The 18,317-nt window shown below is 62.1% G+C and carries 9 protein-coding genes and 9 pseudogenes; 10 read left to right on the forward strand and 8 right to left on the reverse strand.

The window, feature by feature from the left end:
* Window positions 1-355 precede the first annotated feature (355 nt).
* Window positions 356-973: an intradiol ring-cleavage dioxygenase gene (locus OKW41_RS22945; RefSeq protein ID WP_429574056.1), complete on the reverse strand. Its 618-nt coding sequence runs from the start codon at window positions 971-973 to the stop codon at window positions 356-358.
* A gap of 94 nt (window positions 974-1,067) precedes the next feature.
* Between OKW41_RS22945 and OKW41_RS22950 the strand changes: the two genes are divergently transcribed.
* Complete coding sequence (locus OKW41_RS22950; RefSeq protein ID WP_429574057.1) at window positions 1,068-1,409, forward strand: hypothetical protein; 342 nt, start codon at window positions 1,068-1,070, stop codon at window positions 1,407-1,409.
* On the opposite strand, the gene OKW41_RS22955 is transcribed toward OKW41_RS22950, so the two are convergent.
* Window positions 1,383-1,862 (reverse strand): SET domain-containing protein, encoded by a 480-nt coding sequence (locus OKW41_RS22955; protein WP_429574058.1) that lies wholly within the window; start codon window positions 1,860-1,862, stop codon window positions 1,383-1,385. The two genes, OKW41_RS22950 and OKW41_RS22955, sit on opposite strands and share 27 nt — an antisense overlap.
* A gap of 289 nt (window positions 1,863-2,151) precedes the next feature.
* On the opposite strand from OKW41_RS22955, the gene OKW41_RS22960 reads away from it, so the two are divergent.
* On the forward strand, window positions 2,152-2,298 hold the full coding sequence (locus OKW41_RS22960) for an H-NS family nucleoid-associated regulatory protein (protein ID WP_429574059.1): 147 nt from the start codon (window positions 2,152-2,154) through the stop codon (window positions 2,296-2,298).
* Between the two features lie 71 nt (window positions 2,299-2,369).
* Here OKW41_RS22960 and OKW41_RS22965 read toward each other — a convergent pair.
* Window positions 2,370-2,648 (reverse strand): annotated as a pseudogene (locus tag OKW41_RS22965) (DDE-type integrase/transposase/recombinase); the annotation flags it as partial.
* A gap of 173 nt (window positions 2,649-2,821) precedes the next feature.
* On the opposite strand from OKW41_RS22965, the pseudogene OKW41_RS22970 reads away from it, so the two are divergent.
* The 3 pseudogenes from OKW41_RS22970 to OKW41_RS22980 all read left to right on the forward strand — a co-directional run.
* A pseudogene (locus OKW41_RS22970) lies at window positions 2,822-3,144 on the forward strand (DDE-type integrase/transposase/recombinase); the annotation flags it as partial.
* 79 nt (window positions 3,145-3,223) lie between these two features.
* Window positions 3,224-4,373, forward strand: a pseudogene (locus tag OKW41_RS22975) (IS110 family transposase).
* A 446-nt stretch (window positions 4,374-4,819) separates the two neighbouring features.
* Window positions 4,820-5,048 (forward strand): annotated as a pseudogene (locus OKW41_RS22980) (IS6 family transposase); the annotation flags it as partial.
* Window positions 5,049-5,103: 55 nt separating this feature from the next.
* Here OKW41_RS22980 and OKW41_RS22985 read toward each other — a convergent pair.
* Window positions 5,104-5,340 (reverse strand): annotated as a pseudogene (locus OKW41_RS22985) (IS30 family transposase); the annotation flags it as partial.
* Window positions 5,341-5,406: 66 nt separating this feature from the next.
* On the opposite strand from OKW41_RS22985, the pseudogene OKW41_RS22990 reads away from it, so the two are divergent.
* Window positions 5,407-5,697: pseudogene (locus tag OKW41_RS22990) on the forward strand (IS3 family transposase); the annotation flags it as partial.
* Between the two features lie 86 nt (window positions 5,698-5,783).
* On the opposite strand, the gene OKW41_RS22995 reads toward OKW41_RS22990, so the two are convergent.
* Entirely contained in the window at window positions 5,784-6,107 is a 324-nt protein-coding gene (locus tag OKW41_RS22995; protein WP_429574060.1) for a hypothetical protein, read from the reverse strand.
* A 386-nt stretch (window positions 6,108-6,493) separates the two neighbouring features.
* On the opposite strand from OKW41_RS22995, the pseudogene OKW41_RS23000 reads away from it, so the two are divergent.
* Window positions 6,494-7,182 (forward strand): annotated as a pseudogene (locus tag OKW41_RS23000) (IS6 family transposase); the annotation flags it as partial.
* Between the two features lie 81 nt (window positions 7,183-7,263).
* On the opposite strand, the pseudogene OKW41_RS23005 reads toward OKW41_RS23000, so the two are convergent.
* Window positions 7,264-7,518: pseudogene (locus OKW41_RS23005) on the reverse strand (IS3 family transposase); the annotation flags it as partial.
* Window positions 7,519-7,549: 31 nt separating this feature from the next.
* Here OKW41_RS23005 and OKW41_RS23010 point away from each other — a divergent pair.
* A pseudogene (locus OKW41_RS23010) lies at window positions 7,550-7,687 on the forward strand (tyrosine-type recombinase/integrase); the annotation flags it as partial.
* A 234-nt stretch (window positions 7,688-7,921) separates the two neighbouring features.
* Here OKW41_RS23010 and katG read toward each other — a convergent pair.
* Window positions 7,922-10,096 carry a catalase/peroxidase HPI gene (katG, locus tag OKW41_RS23015; RefSeq protein ID WP_429574061.1) on the reverse strand — a complete coding sequence of 725 codons (2,175 nt, stop codon included), beginning with the start codon at window positions 10,094-10,096 and terminating at the stop codon, window positions 7,922-7,924.
* 737 nt (window positions 10,097-10,833) lie between these two features.
* Here katG and OKW41_RS23020 point away from each other — a divergent pair.
* Together OKW41_RS23020 and OKW41_RS23025 are read left to right on the forward strand one after the other, a co-directional pair.
* Entirely contained in the window at window positions 10,834-11,028 is a 195-nt protein-coding gene (locus OKW41_RS23020) for a hypothetical protein (RefSeq protein WP_429574395.1), read from the forward strand.
* Window positions 11,029-11,660: 632 nt separating this feature from the next.
* A complete protein-coding gene (locus OKW41_RS23025; RefSeq protein ID WP_429574062.1) occupies window positions 11,661-17,192 on the forward strand; it encodes a trifunctional serine/threonine-protein kinase/ATP-binding protein/sensor histidine kinase in 5,532 nt (1,843 codons plus the stop codon).
* Window positions 17,193-17,432: 240 nt separating this feature from the next.
* Here OKW41_RS23025 and OKW41_RS23030 read toward each other — a convergent pair whose 3' ends face one another.
* Window positions 17,433-18,143 (reverse strand): DUF3047 domain-containing protein, encoded by a 711-nt coding sequence (locus OKW41_RS23030; RefSeq protein ID WP_429574063.1) that lies wholly within the window; start codon window positions 18,141-18,143, stop codon window positions 17,433-17,435.
* Between the last annotated feature and the right edge of the window lie 174 nt (window positions 18,144-18,317).

Consider the following 18,317-nt stretch of genomic DNA (forward strand, 5'->3'; position numbering starts at 1 on the left):
TTTCCAAGACCCTAAGCGCCCCGACGCAGCAGGTACGTACTATCCCGCTGCCGCTCCACGCTGGCACCTAAATCCTGACTCTCGGGGTTGAGCGCGTGTGAATGACGGTCCAAATGCGACACTAGACGACGGGGCTGGGTCGGCGTCATGGCGAGTTGCACCAGCTTCTGACGTTCACCGAGAATTGACCCACTTCAGGCCGTAGTTTGGAGTGAACCCCTGGGGCTGGACCGGAAGGCTCTGATGTGAGGGACGCTCCTTTCCCCTAAAGGCGAGTAACGACATCTCTACTTTGGCATAGGCCTTCCGGCCTCGCTGGGGGAGTCGTCCATCACATCAGAGCCGTCAACTGGAGCTACCCGAGCTTCAGCACGAAATCGAACTGGGCTGCCTTGCGATCACTGCGGTCGTCGATCGTCATCAGCAGCCTTCGATCGAACAGGAAATCGCGCGAATTGCGCTGCTCGCCGGGGAAATAGAGTTGTGTCGTCAGGACCTGCCGGTTCGGCGCCTGCACCTTCACATGGAAGTGTCGCGTGCGCCCCGGATACAGGCCGGGGACAATGGTCTCGAGGCGGTAGCGTCCTTGGCTGTCAGTGAACTGATGGCCGCGCAGCCGGAAGCCGTCGACATCGTATTCGCCGCTGTCGTCCGCGTGCCAGAAATCAAGCAGCGCGCTCACTGCCGGCGTGCATTGCGTGGACAGCACGCGGCCAGTCAGAACAATCTTCGTGCCATGCATCCCCGGCTCGAGCAGCGAGGCGCGCTGCGGCGAGCGCGGCAAAAAGAACGGCCCTTCCGTTTGCGGCGGTGTCTGTTCCGGATGGTCTTTGCATGCGGGCGTCGGCGAAAGCTCGTCGGCCAGTGCGTGCTCGGGCTCACGCCAAACCGCCAGCAGAACTGAAGACGCCACCACGCCCGACTTGCGAAGAAAGTCTCGACGCCCTTTTCTCGAACGTGCGATCCGCATCATACGTCCCCTCGTATCCACACGTCAGATCCGCCGCCGTGTAGATGACGGACCCTTCACTCGATCAGTGTAAGCCAGAAATCTCCGGTGAGACGGCGTGTGCGCAAACGACCGGCGAGAGCTTCGCGCAGGGTTCACCAAGACCTTCGGCGTAGGCGTTCCGGCTGAGTTTGAAGCCTATCTGGCTGCGCATCCGAAAGGCGTCGAAAACGGATATGGTCCGAGGCTCTGGAACACTGAAGCAATTCAAGGCGAAACCGATGAACGCGATTTGGCCAGCAAGGGCGTGTGCATCATTGGTGCTTCCGATGATGTCAGCCATATTTTGATGCGGGCACGCGATGGCAAGTTGTTCATCGTGGATTCGATGGACCATACAACGGTTGACGCATGGTTTTCTGGCGTCGATTCGTTAATTGGCCTGCTCAACCTTGAATGAGTCGGAAAAGCGCAATGAACTACCAGCGAGCATCGTTCCGCGACATCGCCGGTGGCCGCAGCGGCACGCATACTGCGCTCGCACTGCTGCCGAGGCGTGCCCCTCTGTCGTGAGACCGTATGCAATGAACAGCTCCTCGCCGGGCTGAATATCCGACACCGCCTGAATGTAGACCCTTCCATTATCCTCGACGGCCTCACAGTTGGCGACGCAGGCATGGTTAAGCCAGCGCGCGCTGTTGCCGCCGAGCGAACCGTCAAGGACGCGCCCATCAGAAAGCCCAAAGAGGAACGTATGGCCCTCCTCCCCGAACCGGCGATGGCGACTTATCGCGCGCTTCCAGCTCATAACCGTACCGGTGTACTCGAGGATGAACTCGCCGGCGAACAGCGGGCGCAGCGCAAAGACGCCGCGACCGTGAACGCTGGAGCGGCGGACAGAAATTCTTTTCATCGATGACTGATACTGCGAATGTCGAAGTTGAGCTACCGCTGGCGAGGACTGGAACGAACATAGCGCCTCGCGCCTGCCAGCCCCGGTTAGGCACTTGACAGGGATTCGCGCCTGGTAGAATCGTCCATCATCCACAACGGAAATTCAAGACGATGGCACGATATAAAGAACTGCTTGCGGAAAATGAGAAGCTTGAAAGGCTGATCGCGGAGGCGCGGCAGCAGGAGGCGGCTTCCGCGCTTGAGAAGGTGCGTGAGACTGTCGGGGATTCGGATTTACGCCTGAGGACGTGTTTGGCAAGCGCCGCAAGAACGTGGGCCGCGCGGTGGCCGCGAAGTTCCGCAACCCCGAGACTGGTGAAACGTGGAGCGGGCGCGGGCGCGCGCCACGATGGCTCAAGGATCAGAACGTCGAACGCTTCCGCATCACCGAATGACTGTGGCAGATGACGGGGCTCTGTCGCAGTAAGGTCAACGGGTCAAGCAGCGGTGATATGCGGAGGATTGCTTATGAAACGAGCGAGTAGAACTGCTGTGCGGGAGACAGCGGAGTCTCGCCCCGACATTTCATCTGCCCTTTCTTGATCATGTGCATTAATTCGACGCCACTCAGAATGACGCGCGCGCAGTGGAAATCCTTGAAGCCCAGCATCGGTCGGGTGATGCGTTTGATGGCCCGATGGTCCTGCTCGACCACGTTATTCAGGTACTTGACTTGACGAATCGTGATGGGCCTCTCTCGCTCGGCGTTCACCGCGTGCAACGCAGCCAGATTAGAGCCGCTTTTGCCGAACACTCATTCCTGGAATCCAAACAGGTGTTTCGGCAAATCGAACAACCGTTTCGGAACACCAGCGTCTTTGTTCGACTTCAACCGAAACGCGTGTTCATCTTCCAGCGAAAACCCTGTTCGACATCAACCGAAATCTCTGTTCGGCTTCGCCGAAATACGCACATCAGGTCAGGACTGTCCGGCGCAAGCCGGGCAGCACATGGCACCTCGACGAGATGTTCGTGACGCTGCGCGACGAGCCCTGGCTGCTGTGGCGCGCAGTCGATGAGCACGGCATTGAACTCGACATCCTGCTTCAGAAGCGCCGCGACAAGGCGCTGCCAAACGCTTCTTCAAACGGGTGTTGGCGGCCTGTCCTGCGGCGCCGAAGAAAATCGTCACCGACCAGTTGCGCAGCTACCCGGCCGCGAAAACAGAGATCCCTGAGCTGGCGAATGTGAAGCACGTGTTCGTGAAGGCCTGCGCGCGCGTGAACAACCGCGCTGAAAACAGATCCTATGAAGCGTCCAAGTCGTCGACTGGCTAACGCCTAAAATCGGCGTACCGAGGTTTGCTCACGGGAGAGCATCATGCGTACAGATCAGGGATACACGCGTACTGAGGAACCGGCGCTAGCGGTGTCACTCGAACTCGCCGCGGCGAAGTGGAAGGTAGCGTTGCACGACGGGCAGCGGGAGCAGCCGGCGGTGTATACCGTAGCGCAACCGCAAGCCCCCGCGCGCCTACAGGCCGTGCTGGAAGTGATCGAACGACAGAAGCTGAAGTGGTCGCTGCCCGCGGGCGTGCACCTTGTCGTGAGTTATGAAGCCGGCCAGGACGCGTTCTGGATCTATCGGGCGCTACGGGCACGCGGTATCGAGTGTCATGTGGTCGATCCAGCGAGCATTCCGGTCGAGCGCCACAAGCGGCGTGCCAAGACTGACCGGCTTGATGCAATCAGGCTGGTGATCAGCCTGCGCGCGTGGCTGCGGCGAGCGCGACCGCATGCACGTGGTGCACGTGCCGTCACCGCAGGACGAAGCGTCCCGCCATCTGATGCGCGACCGAGGGGAACTGCAGAAGGAGGTGCTACAGCATCGTGACCGGATGCGCAAACTGCTTGTCACGCTCGGCTGCTGGGATGAGGTTGACCACAAGGCCTTCGCCGCCCGCCTCGCCCGTGACCAGGTGCGGTGTCACGACGGTGCGCCACTGCCGCGCGAGCTGCGGGAGCGGCTGCTGCGCGAGTGCGAACGGCTGGCGCTGGCCGTGCAGCAACTCGCGGCACTCGAGAAAACGCAACACGCTGGCCTGCCCGCACCCGCACGCGAAAGGATCGATCTTCTGACGCAGCTAAATGGCATTGGCCCGGTGGGTGGCTCGCGTCTGGCGCTCGAGCTGTTCTGGCGGGACTTCCATAACCGGCGCGAAGTTGGGGCCTGCGTAGGGCTGGTTCCACAACCCTACGACAGTGGCGAGAGCCAGGTGGACCAGGGGATCAGCAGGCAGGGCAACCGTCGCGTGCGCGCACTGCTGATTGAGATGGCGTGGTGCTGGATCCGTTACCAGCCTGGCAGTGCACTGACGCAGTGGTTCAACCAGCGCACGCAAGGCACGGGACCGAATCGCCGCGTGCGGCGCATTGCGATCGTCGCAGTAGCACGACGCCTCGCGATCGCGCTGTGGCGCTACTTGCAGGACGGCGTGATACCCGAAGGCGCACAACTGAAGTCAGTCTGAGCCCGAAAGATATCGCGACAACGCAATCAAGGGAGGTACGATACCTGTCGATAGAGAGTTTGCAGTGAACATGCCCGTGTTGATGGCGGGTTGCTAACGCGACCGATTAAACAGATGGGGCATGCTCCCGGAACAGGTTCCGGCGTAACGCGCATAAAGGATGAGGCTGGCCATACGCCAGCGGATAGAAGTTGGTGAGACGTTGCTGTCTTACGCGCGCGATAAGCGGCTTCAGGCTAACGACGTTGACCGGACTGCAGCCATGGTTGAAGTTGAGGGCGGTGGGAATCCGCCGGACTATGCCGCGAAAATGCGGCTTGTATGGCGGCGAGCGCCATCACTCGCGCTTGCCGCCATACGCCAGCATGTCACCACTTTGCAGCGAGGAGAAGGAGACTTGACCTATCCTTTGTAAGCCAGTTCGCAAATGGCCTTGACAACTTTCTGCTCATAGAAGCCATCAACCCACGCGTGAACGCGAGCGCCGGATGCGAGGGTTTCGCTTGCCCGAACGCACGCAGTCATTCCTGTCGTGCTTCGGTCCGATCCGCCAGCACTTCGCGCTCAAGCGTCATCTGCTGAGCGCCTCGCTCTATCGCAAACAGCTCGCCCGCGCGATTTGAAGCGTGGCGTCTCTTCACCGGCATTGCCCAAGCTCCATCCACCGTGTTCTGAGACACGACTGTCCTTGCCGATATCTCGTCATGGAGTCAGCAACGTGACAGAGCCCTTCTCGCTCAGCGAACGACAAGTATCGACCAGCGATAGGTTTCGACATGAATAGTGGCATGCCGCCACGATAGCGGAACCAGCGCGCGCCTACCGCTTGGGATACGCCAACCGCCTCTGCCGCTCTTTCGCTCGTGATGCCTGTGGCGATCCGTTTCCAGAATAGACGCTCAATCTCTAGTCTAAGCGACGGCGCGCCCGGCGAATGCATCGCTGCTCGACCCGTCAACTGATACACCCGTTTTGCACTTCGACTCATGCAACACCTCCGCGATTAAAGGTGTTGCGACGACCGGTTGAATCCGCCCAATACTGCGCTCACGCATATCAGGAGCTCGTCGGCCAGTTCCGCATGCAGGCGTCAATGAGTCGACGAGGAAACTGCTTTGACAACGCGCCGATCGAATCGTTTTGGGGCACGCTAAAAAGCGAGCTGGTCTATCATCGACGCTTCGCCACACGCGAAGAGGCCAGGCAAGCCATCAGCGAATACATTGAGATGTTTTATAACCGGCAGCGCACGCAGGCTCGTCTCGATTACCTGTCACCTGTAGCATTCACGCAGCGATACTATCTGAATCAGGTCGCTGCTTAACCCGTTGGCGTCCACGCGTTCCGACCGACCTCAATATTCGTTCCGGAAGTTCTACTAACTGCATCGCCAAGCCAGGCCGGCCGGGTCTATCGAGGCGGCGCGGCTCTGCCGGTCACATTCGGCGCGCGTGGATCGGGGTTCATATACAGGCTCGTGCCGTTTGCCCTCATGTTGTTGAGCGCCGGCCCCGAGCCGATGCCGCTTGTGGCACCGGCCGACGTTCCCACGCCCGGCATTGGACTGGGGCCGGCCTCGGCACCCACGCTCGTTCCCGCCGCGGCGCCCGCGCCGCTCATGCCGCCGCCGGCGTTGCCTGGCTGCTGAGCATAAGCAACGCCCGCCGCACCGATCATCAGCGCCGCCACGAGCGCCGACATCGACACCCCGATACTGCCCGTTCCGATCTTCATAGCCCACTCCATCACATCGTTGAATTACCCGAGCGCGACCCCGCGCAGCGGACCGCTCAAAACGTATGACGTCGGGCGCGCTGCTTTGTTCAATCGAAATGCTTACCCTTGGTACATTGACGCTAACCCGTCAGCTTCGCAACTTTGAGCAGGCGTAGAAACGCTTGTTTACCACGCCTAACGCTTCTGCCAAGCGTGCGCGTAGTGATGTTGCAAGGGGGTGCCGCGCGTAATGCATGGATCAAATACCTGCCTGCCTCCGCGCGGCAAATGGTGAAAGAGCGATGTATAGAAGCAGTCGAGATGTACCACGCGAACAGAAAGGCGTTCTGGAGAAGATCCGAGGGCGTTGTCACGGTAACCAGATATGCAGGTAGAGTCAGACGATGAAGAACTCGAAGCCTCTCTATCACCGCCATCGCTTTCCGGGCGTCGTCATCAGTTGCGCAGTGCGCTGGTATTTCAGGTTCCAGTTAAGCCTGCGCGACATCGGAAAGTTACTGTTCGAGCGCGGAGTGACCGTCAGCTATGAGACGATTCGACGCTGGTGCGAGAAGTTCGGCGCTGGTTTTGCACATCGTGTCAAAGATGTCGGCGCAACCCCGGCAGGACTTGGCATCTGGATGAGGTGTTCGTAACGCTGCGCGGCGAACCGTACCTGCTGTGGCAGGCAGTTGATCAACACGGCGCCGAACTCGATGTCCTGCCGCAGAAGCGTCGCGACAAGGCCGCAGCCAAGCGGTTTTTCAAGCGCGTGCTGGTCTCTTGTTCCGAGGTGCCACGCAAGATCGTGACCGACCAGTTGCGCAGCTATCCGGCAGCGAAGGCCGAAATACCTGAGCTCGCCACCGTCAAACATGTCTTCGTCAAGGCTAGTGCCTGGGTGAACAACCGGGCCGAAAATAGTCATCAGCCCACGCGTGAACGCGAGCGGCGCATGCGAGGCTTCCGTGATCCTGACCGCACTCAGGCTTTCCTGTCGAGCTTCGGCCTGATCCGGCAACACTTCGCGATCAAACGACATCTGCTTCGGGCGTCGCTTTATCGAAAGCAGCTCCCCGCGCGCTTTGAGGCGAACGCGAGCGATTCCTCTCGGCTGCTACCTTGTCGTCAGTCTTTTAACTTGACAGCGCCCCCGGGACCGCTGTCCTCCCCGAGCTTTTCCGACGACGCGTTTCCTGGTTTCGCAGTGCAACTCATCAATCCAAGCTGCGAGCGTCCCGCGCCCTGGATATCCCAATGCCTTCAGGGTCCACGCAAGACAGTGGCCGTGGCTCAGGTAATGCTCGAAGGCCACCTTCTTTTGTTCAGGCGAGTACTTCGGCCTCGAACGCACATAGCATGCCGGTAAATCATGACATTGTTCGTATTCCCGATGCCAGTTTTTGAGAGCATTCTTTGTCGGGTACCCCTCGAGCGTGTGGTGACAGGGCATCTCGTGTTATGCGCGTGCGGCGGGCGACTTTCTCGCGTGGTGCGTGCAGCCGCTGCATATGGCCGCCTGGATCGAGCTGCAGACGCAGACGCGGTCGGCGCCGACCGTCAAGCAGCGCCTTGCGGCGATCCGCCACCTGTTTGACTGCTGACGCCACCGGACGTTTGCTTTGAGTCGGCAATGGTCGAAGATGGGTCGACTATCGACTCCAAACGTCGGGCAGAAGTCGGCCAGGAGGCGATGTTGCTCCGGCACAGAGTAAGGCCGGTCAGATGTCGCCTCTTGCCTGATAGCCGGCGATAACGCTCGAATCGTGCGACTACGTCGCCACAGAGGGAAGCCCCCGGCGAGCAGTGCAAGCTGCTTGCCGGGGCAGGACTCAGGTCAGGTCGAAGCGGTCCAGGTTCATCACCCTGGTCCACGCCGCGACGAAGTCCTCGACGAACCTCTGCCGGGCATCGCTGCTGGCATAGACCTCGGCCAGCGCGCGCAGCACCGCGTTGGAACCGAACACCAGGTCGGCGCGGGTGCCAGTGTATTTCACTGCGCCGCTCTTGCGGTCACGCCCCTCGTACAGTTCGGCCGTCGCGTCGGCGGCCCTCCATACGTTACGCATATCCAGCAGGTTGACAAAGAAGTCGTTGCTGAGCACGCCGACGCGCTCCGTGAGCACGCCGTGGCGGCTGCCGTCAAAATTGGCGCCCAGCACGCGCAGACCGCCGATCAGCACGGTCAGTTCCGGCGCAGTCAGCGTGAGCTGCTGGGCCTTGTCGACCAGCAGGGTCTCGGTCGTCGGTCCGTCCTGAACGCGGCGGTAGTTACGGAAGCCATCGGCAACGGGTTCGAGGACGGCGACCGATTCGACATCGGTCTGGTCCTCACGGGCATCGACGCGGCCCGCTGCGAACGACACATCGACCTTGACCCCGGCAGCTGCGGCTGCTTGCTCGATGCCCACCACCCCGGCCAGCACAATCACGTCGGCCAGCGAGGCCTTCCCTGACGCTTGCTGGATGGCCTGCAGCTTTGGCAGCACGCCCGCAGCACGCTTGTTGACTTCCCAGTCCTTCTGGGGTGCCAGCGCCAGCCGCGCGCCGTTGGCTCCGCCGCGCTTGTCGCCGCCGCGGAATGTCGACGCCGATGCCCACGCCACCGAAACCAGCTCGCTGACCGAAAGTCCGGACTCAGCAATCTCCGCCTTAAGGTGAGCGATGTCGGCGGCGCTCGGGTTGTGAACAGGCGCTGGCAGAGGGTCCTGCCAGAGCAGATCGACCGCTGGCACTTCCGGGCCGAGGTAGCGCGCCTTCGGTCCCATATCGCGGTGAGTGAGCTTGAACCAGGCTCGCGCGAACGCTTCATTGAAGGCCTGCGGATCATTGAGGAAGCGGCGCGAAATCTTCTCGAATTCCGGATCGAAGCGCAGCGTGAGGTCGGTGACCAGCATCGTCGGCTTGCGCTTTTTCGACGGGTCGAACGGGTCGGGGATGAGCTCCGGCGCGTCCTTGGCTTCGAACTGGATGGCGCCAGCCGGGCTGCGCGTCTGCACCCACTCGTACTTGAACAGATTTTCGAAAAAGTGGTTGCTCCACTGCGTCGGCGTCTGAGTCCAGATCACTTCCAGGCCCGACGTGATCGCATCGGCGCCCGCCCCGCTGCCGTGGGTGCTGGCCCAGCCAAGGCCCTGCGTCTCGAGCGCTGCCGTTTCCGGGTCCTTCCCCACATGCTCGGCCGAGCCGGCGCCGTGGGTCTTGCCAAGCGTGTGGCCACCGGCGATCAGCGCGACGATTTCCTCGTCGTCCATCGCCATGTTGCCGAACGTCGCGCGGATGGCCGGTGCGGCCGACATCGGGTCACCGCTGGCATTCGGCCCTTCCGGGTTCACATAGATCAGGCCCATCTCGGTGGCGGACAGCGGGTTCGTCGCCAACGTCTCCGGGTTGCGGTGGGTGAGCCACTGCTTTTCATCGCCCCAGTTCACGTCCTGATCGGGTTCCCACACGTCCTCGCGGCCGGCGGCGAAGCCAAAGGTGCGGAAGCCCGCGTTCTCCAACGCCACGTTGCCGGCCAGCACGATGAGATCGGCCCATGAGATCTTCTGGCCATACTTCTGTTTGAGCGGCCACAGCAGGCGGCGCGCCTTGTCGAGGCTGACGTTGTCGGGCCATGAGTTGAGCGGCGCGAAGCGCTGCTGGCCGCGAGCGGCGCCGCCGCGACCATCGACCATGCGGTAGGTACCGGCGCTATGCCAGGCCATGCGGATGAAAAGGCCAGCATAGCTGCCCCAGTCTGCCGGCCACCACTCCTGCGAATCGGTCAGAACGGTTTTGAGATCGGCCTTGAGCGCGCTGTAGTCGAGTTTCTTGAACTCCTCGCGGTAGTCGAAGCTTTCGCCGAGCGGATTGGAGCGGCTGGAATGCTGATTCAGCAGGTCGACGCGCAACTGATTGGGCCACCAGTCGAGGTTGGCGGTGCCGCCGCCCGCTATCGGCGTGGTGGCGGCGTGGAACGGGCATTTTGCTTCTTCGGGCGTAGGTGTGTCGATTGGCGTGCTCATGTGTATTCCAGGCGCGTGGGGAAAACCCTAATATAACCGTAACGCGTCAATATCGCCGACAGCTACGTTTATCGCGGCGGGATCGATAGCCACCAAGGACCTTCCCCCGAATACTCTTGTCGGTGGAAATCCGGCGAGGGACGCGTTCATCGTCCACGTGCCGGGCCAGGTGATCAGCGGTGTGCCGGCCACCGTGCCGCGCGCGCTGCTGCCCGAGTTCATCACCGACCTGATCCGGCAGCGCTCGCCGCGGATCGGCAAGATCCGCAACCTGCGCGTGCTATAAGAGCGTCCGCGCGATGTGCGGGTCGAATGTCACTGATGGACCCACTGCGGACCTACGCCTGCTCATGATTCGAATGACAGCTTCCGCCGAGGTTGGACTGCCATTGACGCGAAGATCGCCACTGCCGGCTCGTCGGCCATTCCGGACGTTCGCGCCTGAGTGCTAATGGTCGACTTGCTCGCTTCTGAGAAGTCGGAATGCGTAACCGATCCTCGCCGCCATGAAACGCAGCGACTGGGTCTTCGGTCGATCACGATGTTGTCTGGTCGCGATCGGAGCCATCTCCCTCGGCGCCGCCGGCGGTGACGCATCGGAAGATGGTTCGTTGCGCATGGGCTGCCGGGACTGTACGATCAAGCAAATCTGGTCGACCGCGCACGCACGACCATGAGGCGGTTGCGGAGTTGCTCAGCAAGTATGCATGAAACACCGCGGGGCTCGACGCACAGGAGTGTGCGCCCACAAGCATCCGAAGATCAAAGCGGCGATGGAACTCGCCGTCGGCTCGGATTCGAATAACTCGTACTTCGTCACGCTGACGCCGCTCAACGCGGGCTCGGTGATCAAGGTGATGCATCCGGCCAATGCGCCGGACGACCCGCCGGAGGAGGAAATGCGCTTCGACATCGCGCGCTGCGCGACCTGAGCTTCCGGTCACGCGTGGAGGTTGCGAAGGCCACGCCGCTGCGCGAGTGTTTATGTCGCATTCGAGTTGGCTCAATCAAGTCGAGGGTGGTTTGCCTTGGTTAAGGCCGTTATATACCCCAGGGCTGGCCTACTGCATGTGATCCGCGCGTGGGCCGGAACGAGCGCGCCACGCGCGACACCTGATCTGATCACTGCGGTGGATGGAAGCGTGGCGCTCTGGTTCGTGACTGTCCTTGCTTTCGTCAGACTTCGCGCGGCGGCCTTCAGCGGAGCACACCTTTCGACAATTGTCCGGCCCGCATACCGTCAACAGGAGCAAGCCGTGAAACTCTAACTTTTTCGCCTAAGCCGCCGTCCGTGGCGCATCCCATTTTGACGGCACAGTCAGCATTGCGTGTGCAGGTCTTACAGCGGCCTTCGACATATCTTTTTGGCGCCGTGGTGTTCAAGGTGTACGCTGATCCGTTGACTTCTCCTCCGCGCACTGCTGACCATGGCGATGCCGTGTTGTAATTTGCTTTTCCAGTACGCCCTGCCAGTTGAGACGGACGCATGTTGGTATCCCCGCCCCTTAACCCAATGACAAGCAGCAGTCTGACCGAAGCGGGCGGCAGATGAACGCCCCTACCTATGCTTCCTGCGCCGATGGGTAACAGCCTCCAGATCTTGTGGGACGATGGCGAGCGCGTCTTCTGTCGAGGGCGGCGCCCGGACAATGACGGCGACAACGTACACAACGTACTGATTGCGCGGCCTGCGGCCGACCATCCGCCACCGGCCAGCCTCGATCGCCTCGCTCACGAATTCGCACTGAAGGACGATCTGGATGGCGCGTGGGCAGTGCGGCCGCTGGAACTGGTGCGCGAAGAGGGCCGGACGCTAATGGTGCTCGAGGATCCGGGCGGTGAGCCGCTTGAGCGGCTGCTCGGCGCGCCCATGGAGGTGGGAAGTTTTTTGCGTCTGGCCGTCGGCATCGCCGCGGCGCTGGGGAAGCTCCACCAGCGCGGCCTTGTCCACAAGGACCTCAAGCCCGCCAATATCCTCGTGAACTGCGCGGACGGACAGGTGCGGCTCACGGGATTCGGCATTGCCTCGCGGCTGCCGCGCGAGCGACAGGCGCTCGCGCCGCCCGAAACCATCGCCGGCACCCTCGCCTACATGGCACCCGAGCAGACCGGACGGATGAACCGCTCAATTGACTCCCGCAGCGACCTCTATTCGTTCGGCGTCACGCTCTATCAGATGCTCACTGGCGCGCTGCCATTTGCGGCCGCCGACCCCATGGAATGGGTGCACTGCCATATCGCCAGAAAGCCGGTGCCGCCTGGCGAGCGGTTGGAGACGGTCCCCGCTCCGCTCTCCCGGATCGTCATGAAGCTGCTGGCCAAGACCGCCGAGGAGCGCTACCAGACTGCCGCGGGTGTTGAGCATGATCTGCAGCACTGCCTGGCCGATTGGCAGCGTCAGCACCGCATCGATGACTTCCCGCTGGGCGAGCATGACACGCCCGACCGGCCGCAAATCCCCGAGAAACTGTACGGGCGGGCGCGCGAGGTCGACATCCTGGTCGCCGCGTTCGATCGGATCGTCAGGAGCGGCACGCCAGAACTGGTGCTGGTCTCCGGCTATTCCGGGATCGGCAAATCGGCGGTCGTCAATGAACTGCACAAGGTGCTGGTGCCGCCGCGCGGCCTCTTCGCCTCCGGCAAGTTCGACCAGTACAGGCGCGACATCCCCTATTCGACGCTGGTGCAGGCTTTTCAAAATCTCGTAAGGCCGCTTCTCGGCAAGAGCGACACTGAACTGGCGAGCTGGCGTGACGCGTTGCTGAAGGCGCTGGAGCCGAATGCGCGGCTCATGACCGACCTCATCCCCGAACTGAAGCTCATCGTCGGTGACCCGCCGCCGGTCCCGGAGCTCGACCCGCAGCAGGCGCAACGCCGTTTCCAGCTCGTGTTCCGGCGCTTCATCGGCGTGTTTGCCCGACCGGACCATCCGCTTGCGCTGTTTCTCGACGATCTGCAGTGGCTCGATGCAGCGACGCTCGACCTGCTCGAGGATCTGCTGACCCGCTCGGAACTGCGATACCTGATGCTGATCGGCGCTTACCGGGACAATGAAGTCGATGTCACGCATCCGCTGATGGTCAAACTTCAGGCCATCAGGATCGCAGGTGCCAAGATTGATGAAATCAGGCTTGCGCCGCTCGCCCGCCAGCACATCGAGCAGTTGATTGCGGATGCCCTCCGTGACGAACCAGGACGCGTCGTGCCGCTGGCGCAGCTCGTGCATGAGAAGACCGCCGGCAACCCGTTCTTTGTGAGACAGTTTCTGCATGCACTCGCTGACGAGGATTTGCTTACCTTCGATCATGCCGCCGCATGCTGGTGCTGGCATCTCGATCGCATCCATGCCAAGGGTTACACCGACAACGTAGTGGACCTGATGGTCGGCAAGCTCGCCCGCCTGCCGGCCGACACGCAGCTGGCGTTGCAGCAGCTCGCCTGCCTCGGCAATGTTGCCGCCATCGCCATGCTTTCGATCGTTCTCGGGACCTCGAGAAAGCAGGCCCACGCGTCGCTCTGGCCCGCGGTCCGTCAGGAGCTGGTCGAGCGTCTGGAAGGCTCTTACAGGTTCATCCACGACCGGGTGCAGGAAGCCGCCTATACACTCATCCCCGAGGCATTGCGCGCCAAGGTCCATCTCCAGATCGGGAGGCTGCTGGTGAAGCAGACGCTCCCGGAGAAACGGGAGGAGGCGATCTTCGAGATCGTCAATCAGCTCAACCGTGGCGCCGCGTTGATGACCGAACAAGAGGAGCGGGATCAGCTCGCCGAGCTGAATCTGATCGCGGGCAAGCGCGCCAAGGGCGCCACCGCCTACGCCTCGGCGCTCACTTATCTCAATGCCGGTGCGGCGCTTTCGTCGGAGGAGTGCTGGGAGCGCCGGCGCGAACTGATCCTTGCGCTGGAGCTGAACCGGGCCGAGTGCGAATTCTTGACCGGCCAGTTGCCGGTCGCAGAGGAGCGACTGGCGGCGCTGTCAAATCGCGCCACGACACCGGTCGAACAAGCCATCGTCGCGTGCCTGCACATGGATGTCTGCACGACCCGTGATCAGAGCGGTCGCGCAGTCACTGTGTGTCTCGACTACCTCCGGCATGTCGGTATCGAATGGTCAGCCCATCCGAAAGACGAGGACGTGCGACGCGAATACGCGCGCATCTGGTCACTGCTGGGGGCCCGGACGATCGAGGAGCTCATCGATTTGCCGCGCATGGAGGACCCGGCATCCCTCGCGACGCTCGCTGTTCTGACCAAGGTCTTGCCGCCGGCCTTGTTTACGGATGCGAACCTGGCTTCCCTGACGATCTGCAAGGCGATCAGTTTCTGCCTTGAGCATGGCAACTGCGATGCTTCGTGCTTCGCCTATGTCCAGCTCAGCAAGATTGCCGGACCGCGTTTTGGCGACTACCGGGCCGGATTTCGATTCGGCCAGCTCGGCTACGAACTCGTCGAACGACGCGGGCTCAAACGCTTCGAGGCGAGCACCTATCTTTGCTTCTCGCTTTTTGTCGTGCGCTGGACGAAACACGTGCGGGCTTGCCGTGATCTGATGCGCCGCGCATTTGAAGCGGCGAACCGGATCGGCGACCTCACGCATGCGGCCTACACGTGCAGCAATCTCAACTCGGACCTGCTCTTCGCCGGCGAGCCGCTGTTCAAGGTGCAAGGCGAAGCGGAGCACGGCCTCGCGTTTGCCGAGAAGGCGCGGTTCGGCCTCGTCATTGACATTATCAACACGCAACTCGCGCTGATCCGGATGCTCCGCGGCTTGACGCTGAAATTCGGCTGCTTTGATGACGGGCAGTTCAATGAGCTTCGCATCGAATACCATCTGTCCAGTAATCCGGCCCTGGCGCTGCCTGCGGGTCGGTACTGGATCCGGAAATTGCAGGCGCGCTATATGGCCGGCGACTATGCGGCGGCCGTGGACGCCGCATCGAAGGCGCAACCGCTGCTCTGGACCTCAGTCTCGTTCTACGAGGAAGCCGAATATCACTTTTACGGCGCGCTGGCGCGAGCCGCCTGGTGCGATAGCAAACCGGCCGGCGAGCGGCAGCAGCACCTCGACGCTTTAGGTGCGCATCACAGGCAACTGCAGGTCTGGGCGGAGAATTGCCCGGAGAACTTTGAGAACCGTGCCGCGCTGGTCGGTGCTGAAATCGCTCGCCTGGAGGGCCGCGGCCTCGATGCCGAGCTGCTCTACGAGAAGGCCATCCGCTCGGCCGAGGCAAACGGCTTTGTTCACAATGAGGCGCTCGCCAATGAACTCGCGTCCCGCTTTTATGCGGCGCGGGGTCTTGAGAAGATTGCCCGCCTGTATCGGCAGGACGCCCGCTACGGCTACCTGCGATGGGGCGCCGAAGGGAAGGTGCGGCAACTCGAGGAGAAGTATCCGCACCTTGGGACGGAAGCGTCCGCGCCCAGCGGGACGGGCACGATCGGGACACCGGTCGACCGCCTCGACCTCGCGACCGTGATCAAGGTGTCGCAGGCCGTCTCGGGTGAGATCGTTCTTGAAAAGCTGATCGATACGCTCATGCGCACGGCGATTGAACAGGCCGGCGCCGAGCGCGGCCTGTTGATTCTGCCACGCTGCGGTGAGCAGCACATTGCCGCAGAAGCCACGACCCGCGTCGACTCGACTCATGTGGAACTGTGCGACGTGCCAGTGAGCACCGCAGTGTTGCCGGAGTCGGTCCTCTATCACGTCCTGCGCACCCGGGAGAGCCTCGTTCTTGACGATGCCGCGCTCGAGTCATCGTTTGCCGGGGACCCCTACATCGGTCAGCGGAGGGCTCGTTCCGTTCTCTGCCTGCCCCTGATGAATCAGGCCAGGCTCATCGGCGCGCTCTACCTCGAAAACAATCTGACCACGCGCGTCTTCGCGCCGGCCCGGATTGCCGTGCTGAGGCTGGTGGCCTCGCAGGCCGCGATCGCGCTGGAGAATGCCCACCTGTACCGCAACCTCGCGGAACGCGAAGCGAAGATCCGGCGGCTCGTCGATGCCAATATCATCGGTATTTTCATATGGGATCTCGAAGGTCACGTTCTCGATGCCAACGACGCGTTTCTGCGCATCGTGGGTTACGACCGCGAGGACCTCATAGCGGGCCGGCTACGCTGGATGGACCTCACGCCACCGGAATGGCTCGCCCGTGACCTGAGTCAATGGATACCACAACATAAAGTGACTGGGCGCCTGGAACCGTTCGAAAAGGAGTACTTCCGGAAAGACGGCAGCCGCGTGCCCGTGCTGATCGGCGTCGCCACGTTCGACGAGGGCGGAAACGAGGGTGTCGCTTTCGTGCTTGATCTGACCGAGCGTAAGCGGGCCGAGGAAAAAGTCCGCGAAAGCGAGCGGCGTTATCGCGAGATGCAGGTGGAGCTGGCGCACTCAAACCGCGTCGATACTGTCGGCCAGCTCGCGGCCTCGATCGCCCATGAGATCAGCCAGCCGATCGCCGCGACGGTCACCAACGCGCAGGCTGGCCTGCGGTGGCTGAGCGCCCAGCCGCCTGACGTGGAGAGGGTCCGGCAGGGGCTCCGCCGGATCGTCGACGACGGCAGTCGGGCGGGGGACGTGCTCGGCCGGATCCGTGAACTGATCAAGAAGGCGCCACCCCGGAAGGAACGGGTGGACCTCAACGTGGCGATCCACGAGGTGATCGAGTTCACGCGTGGTGAAGCCATGAAGCACGGCGTCTCGGTTCAGACGCAACTCGCGGACGGCTTGCCGTTGATCGAGGGAGACCGCGTCGAACTGCAACAAGTCCTGCTTAACCTGGTCATCAACGCGATCGAGGCCATGGGTGGCGTCAGCGATGGCGTGCGGGAAGTGCTCGTCAGCACTTCCGAAGCCGGCACCGGCTGCGTGCTCGTGGCGGTACGCGATTCGGGGCCGGGCGTTGCCGTGGACAGCGCCGAGCGCGTTTTCGCCCCGTTCTATACAACGAAGCCGACCGGTTTGGGGATGGGACTGTCGATCTGCCGCTCGATCATCGAAGCACACGGCGGCCGATTGTGGGCGAGCGCCAACGTGCCGCGCGGCGCTGTCTTTCAGTTCACGGTGCCGGTTTACCCAGAACTTTCATTGTGATTGCACGCAGCGCGAGCAATTTTCTGGCGGTTGCGGTCCGCGAGTCGGCTGAGCCGGCGATGCGGCAGCTAGGGTCGATCGGCCAGCGTCCGCTGTCTGGCTCGAAGCCGACGTTGCAATGTCCACCGCGGCGCGCCTATGAGTGTCTCAAGATGGCCGATCGCCGCCTGATAAGGTCGGCCGAACGCCACTCGACAGCCGCGAAATGCGCTTTTGGCAGAAGCCGGTGGCATTGTGTTATCAAGGCCCGGGTAGGAACTGGATGTCTCCGTACCAGGCGCGTGTCGTGGTACCGGTATTGTCGGTATCGGTCAGCAGCCCGTAGCCGGTGATTCGTCCCGGCGGTTCGTGAAAGACCCGCTCATAGTCTTGCACGATATTGCGGCGCAGGCTTTGCCACTGACCCGCGTCGCCGGGCAGACCTGAGACGACGATCATCTGTACGCGATCCGTGTGAGGGTTGGCAATGACGATGCCTGGCGCGGCGGTGGTCGACCAGATATACATCAGCGTGGCATAGGGCAGCTCTTCGCCACCGAGGCGCTTTGCCAGGTCCATCTTGGCCCGGTCGAAAAGCGACAGCTTGCTTTTGTCGCCGTCAAAGAAGAACACTAGTCGCGCTGGCGCGTCCTCCTTCGATCCGACGCCGTTGTCGGCGCCCTCAATCGGCCCCTCTGCTTTCCAGCGCCATGCCACGATGGGTGTGCGGACGAGGTCGATATTACCCTCGTGTATCAGCGCAGAAGCAGAGCGGTTCGCGTCCGCCTGCAGGACAGTGGTGTGGCCGTCGTGAACAAGCGTGTATTCCGTCATGGGCTTGCCGTGCGCGACCGGCAGGTTCTTCCAGCCCGCGGGCAGTGGTGCGCCGGGCTTGATCGTGGAAAAGGCAATACCCGGCTTTTCATCCTGTGCACGGATGGCTGGCGTCGACAGAAGGAGCGCGGTGCACACAGCGATCCAGACTGGCCGGCTGTTCGTTTCCGCGCTCGAGGGGTCGAGGAAAGATGCATGGCTGGTCGCATTCGTCTTTTAGCTATCATCCATTGTAGCGGGCTCAGTTGACGACCGTCCGGCGGGGCCTTTTCCGCTGCTGGCAGACGGGCAGACGGGCAGACGGGGGTGTCC

The sequence above is a fragment of the Paraburkholderia sp. UCT70 genome, assembly GCF_050434085.1.
In the GTDB taxonomy this organism is placed as follows: Bacteria; Pseudomonadota; Gammaproteobacteria; order Burkholderiales; family Burkholderiaceae; genus Paraburkholderia; species Paraburkholderia tuberum.

Coding starts and splice junctions, on each gene's coding strand:
- OKW41_RS22945 (WP_429574056.1), bottom strand. CDS start 973: ATGATGCGGATCGCACGTTCGAGAAAAGGGCGTCGAGACTTTCTTCGC.
- katG (WP_429574061.1), bottom strand. CDS start 10,096: ATGAGCACGCCAATCGACACACCTACGCCCGAAGAAGCAAAATGCCCG.
- OKW41_RS22995 (WP_429574060.1), bottom strand. CDS start 6,107: ATGAAGATCGGAACGGGCAGTATCGGGGTGTCGATGTCGGCGCTCGTG.
- OKW41_RS23025 (WP_429574062.1), top strand. CDS start 11,661: ATGCTTCCTGCGCCGATGGGTAACAGCCTCCAGATCTTGTGGGACGAT.
- OKW41_RS22955 (WP_429574058.1), bottom strand. CDS start 1,862: ATGAAAAGAATTTCTGTCCGCCGCTCCAGCGTTCACGGTCGCGGCGTC.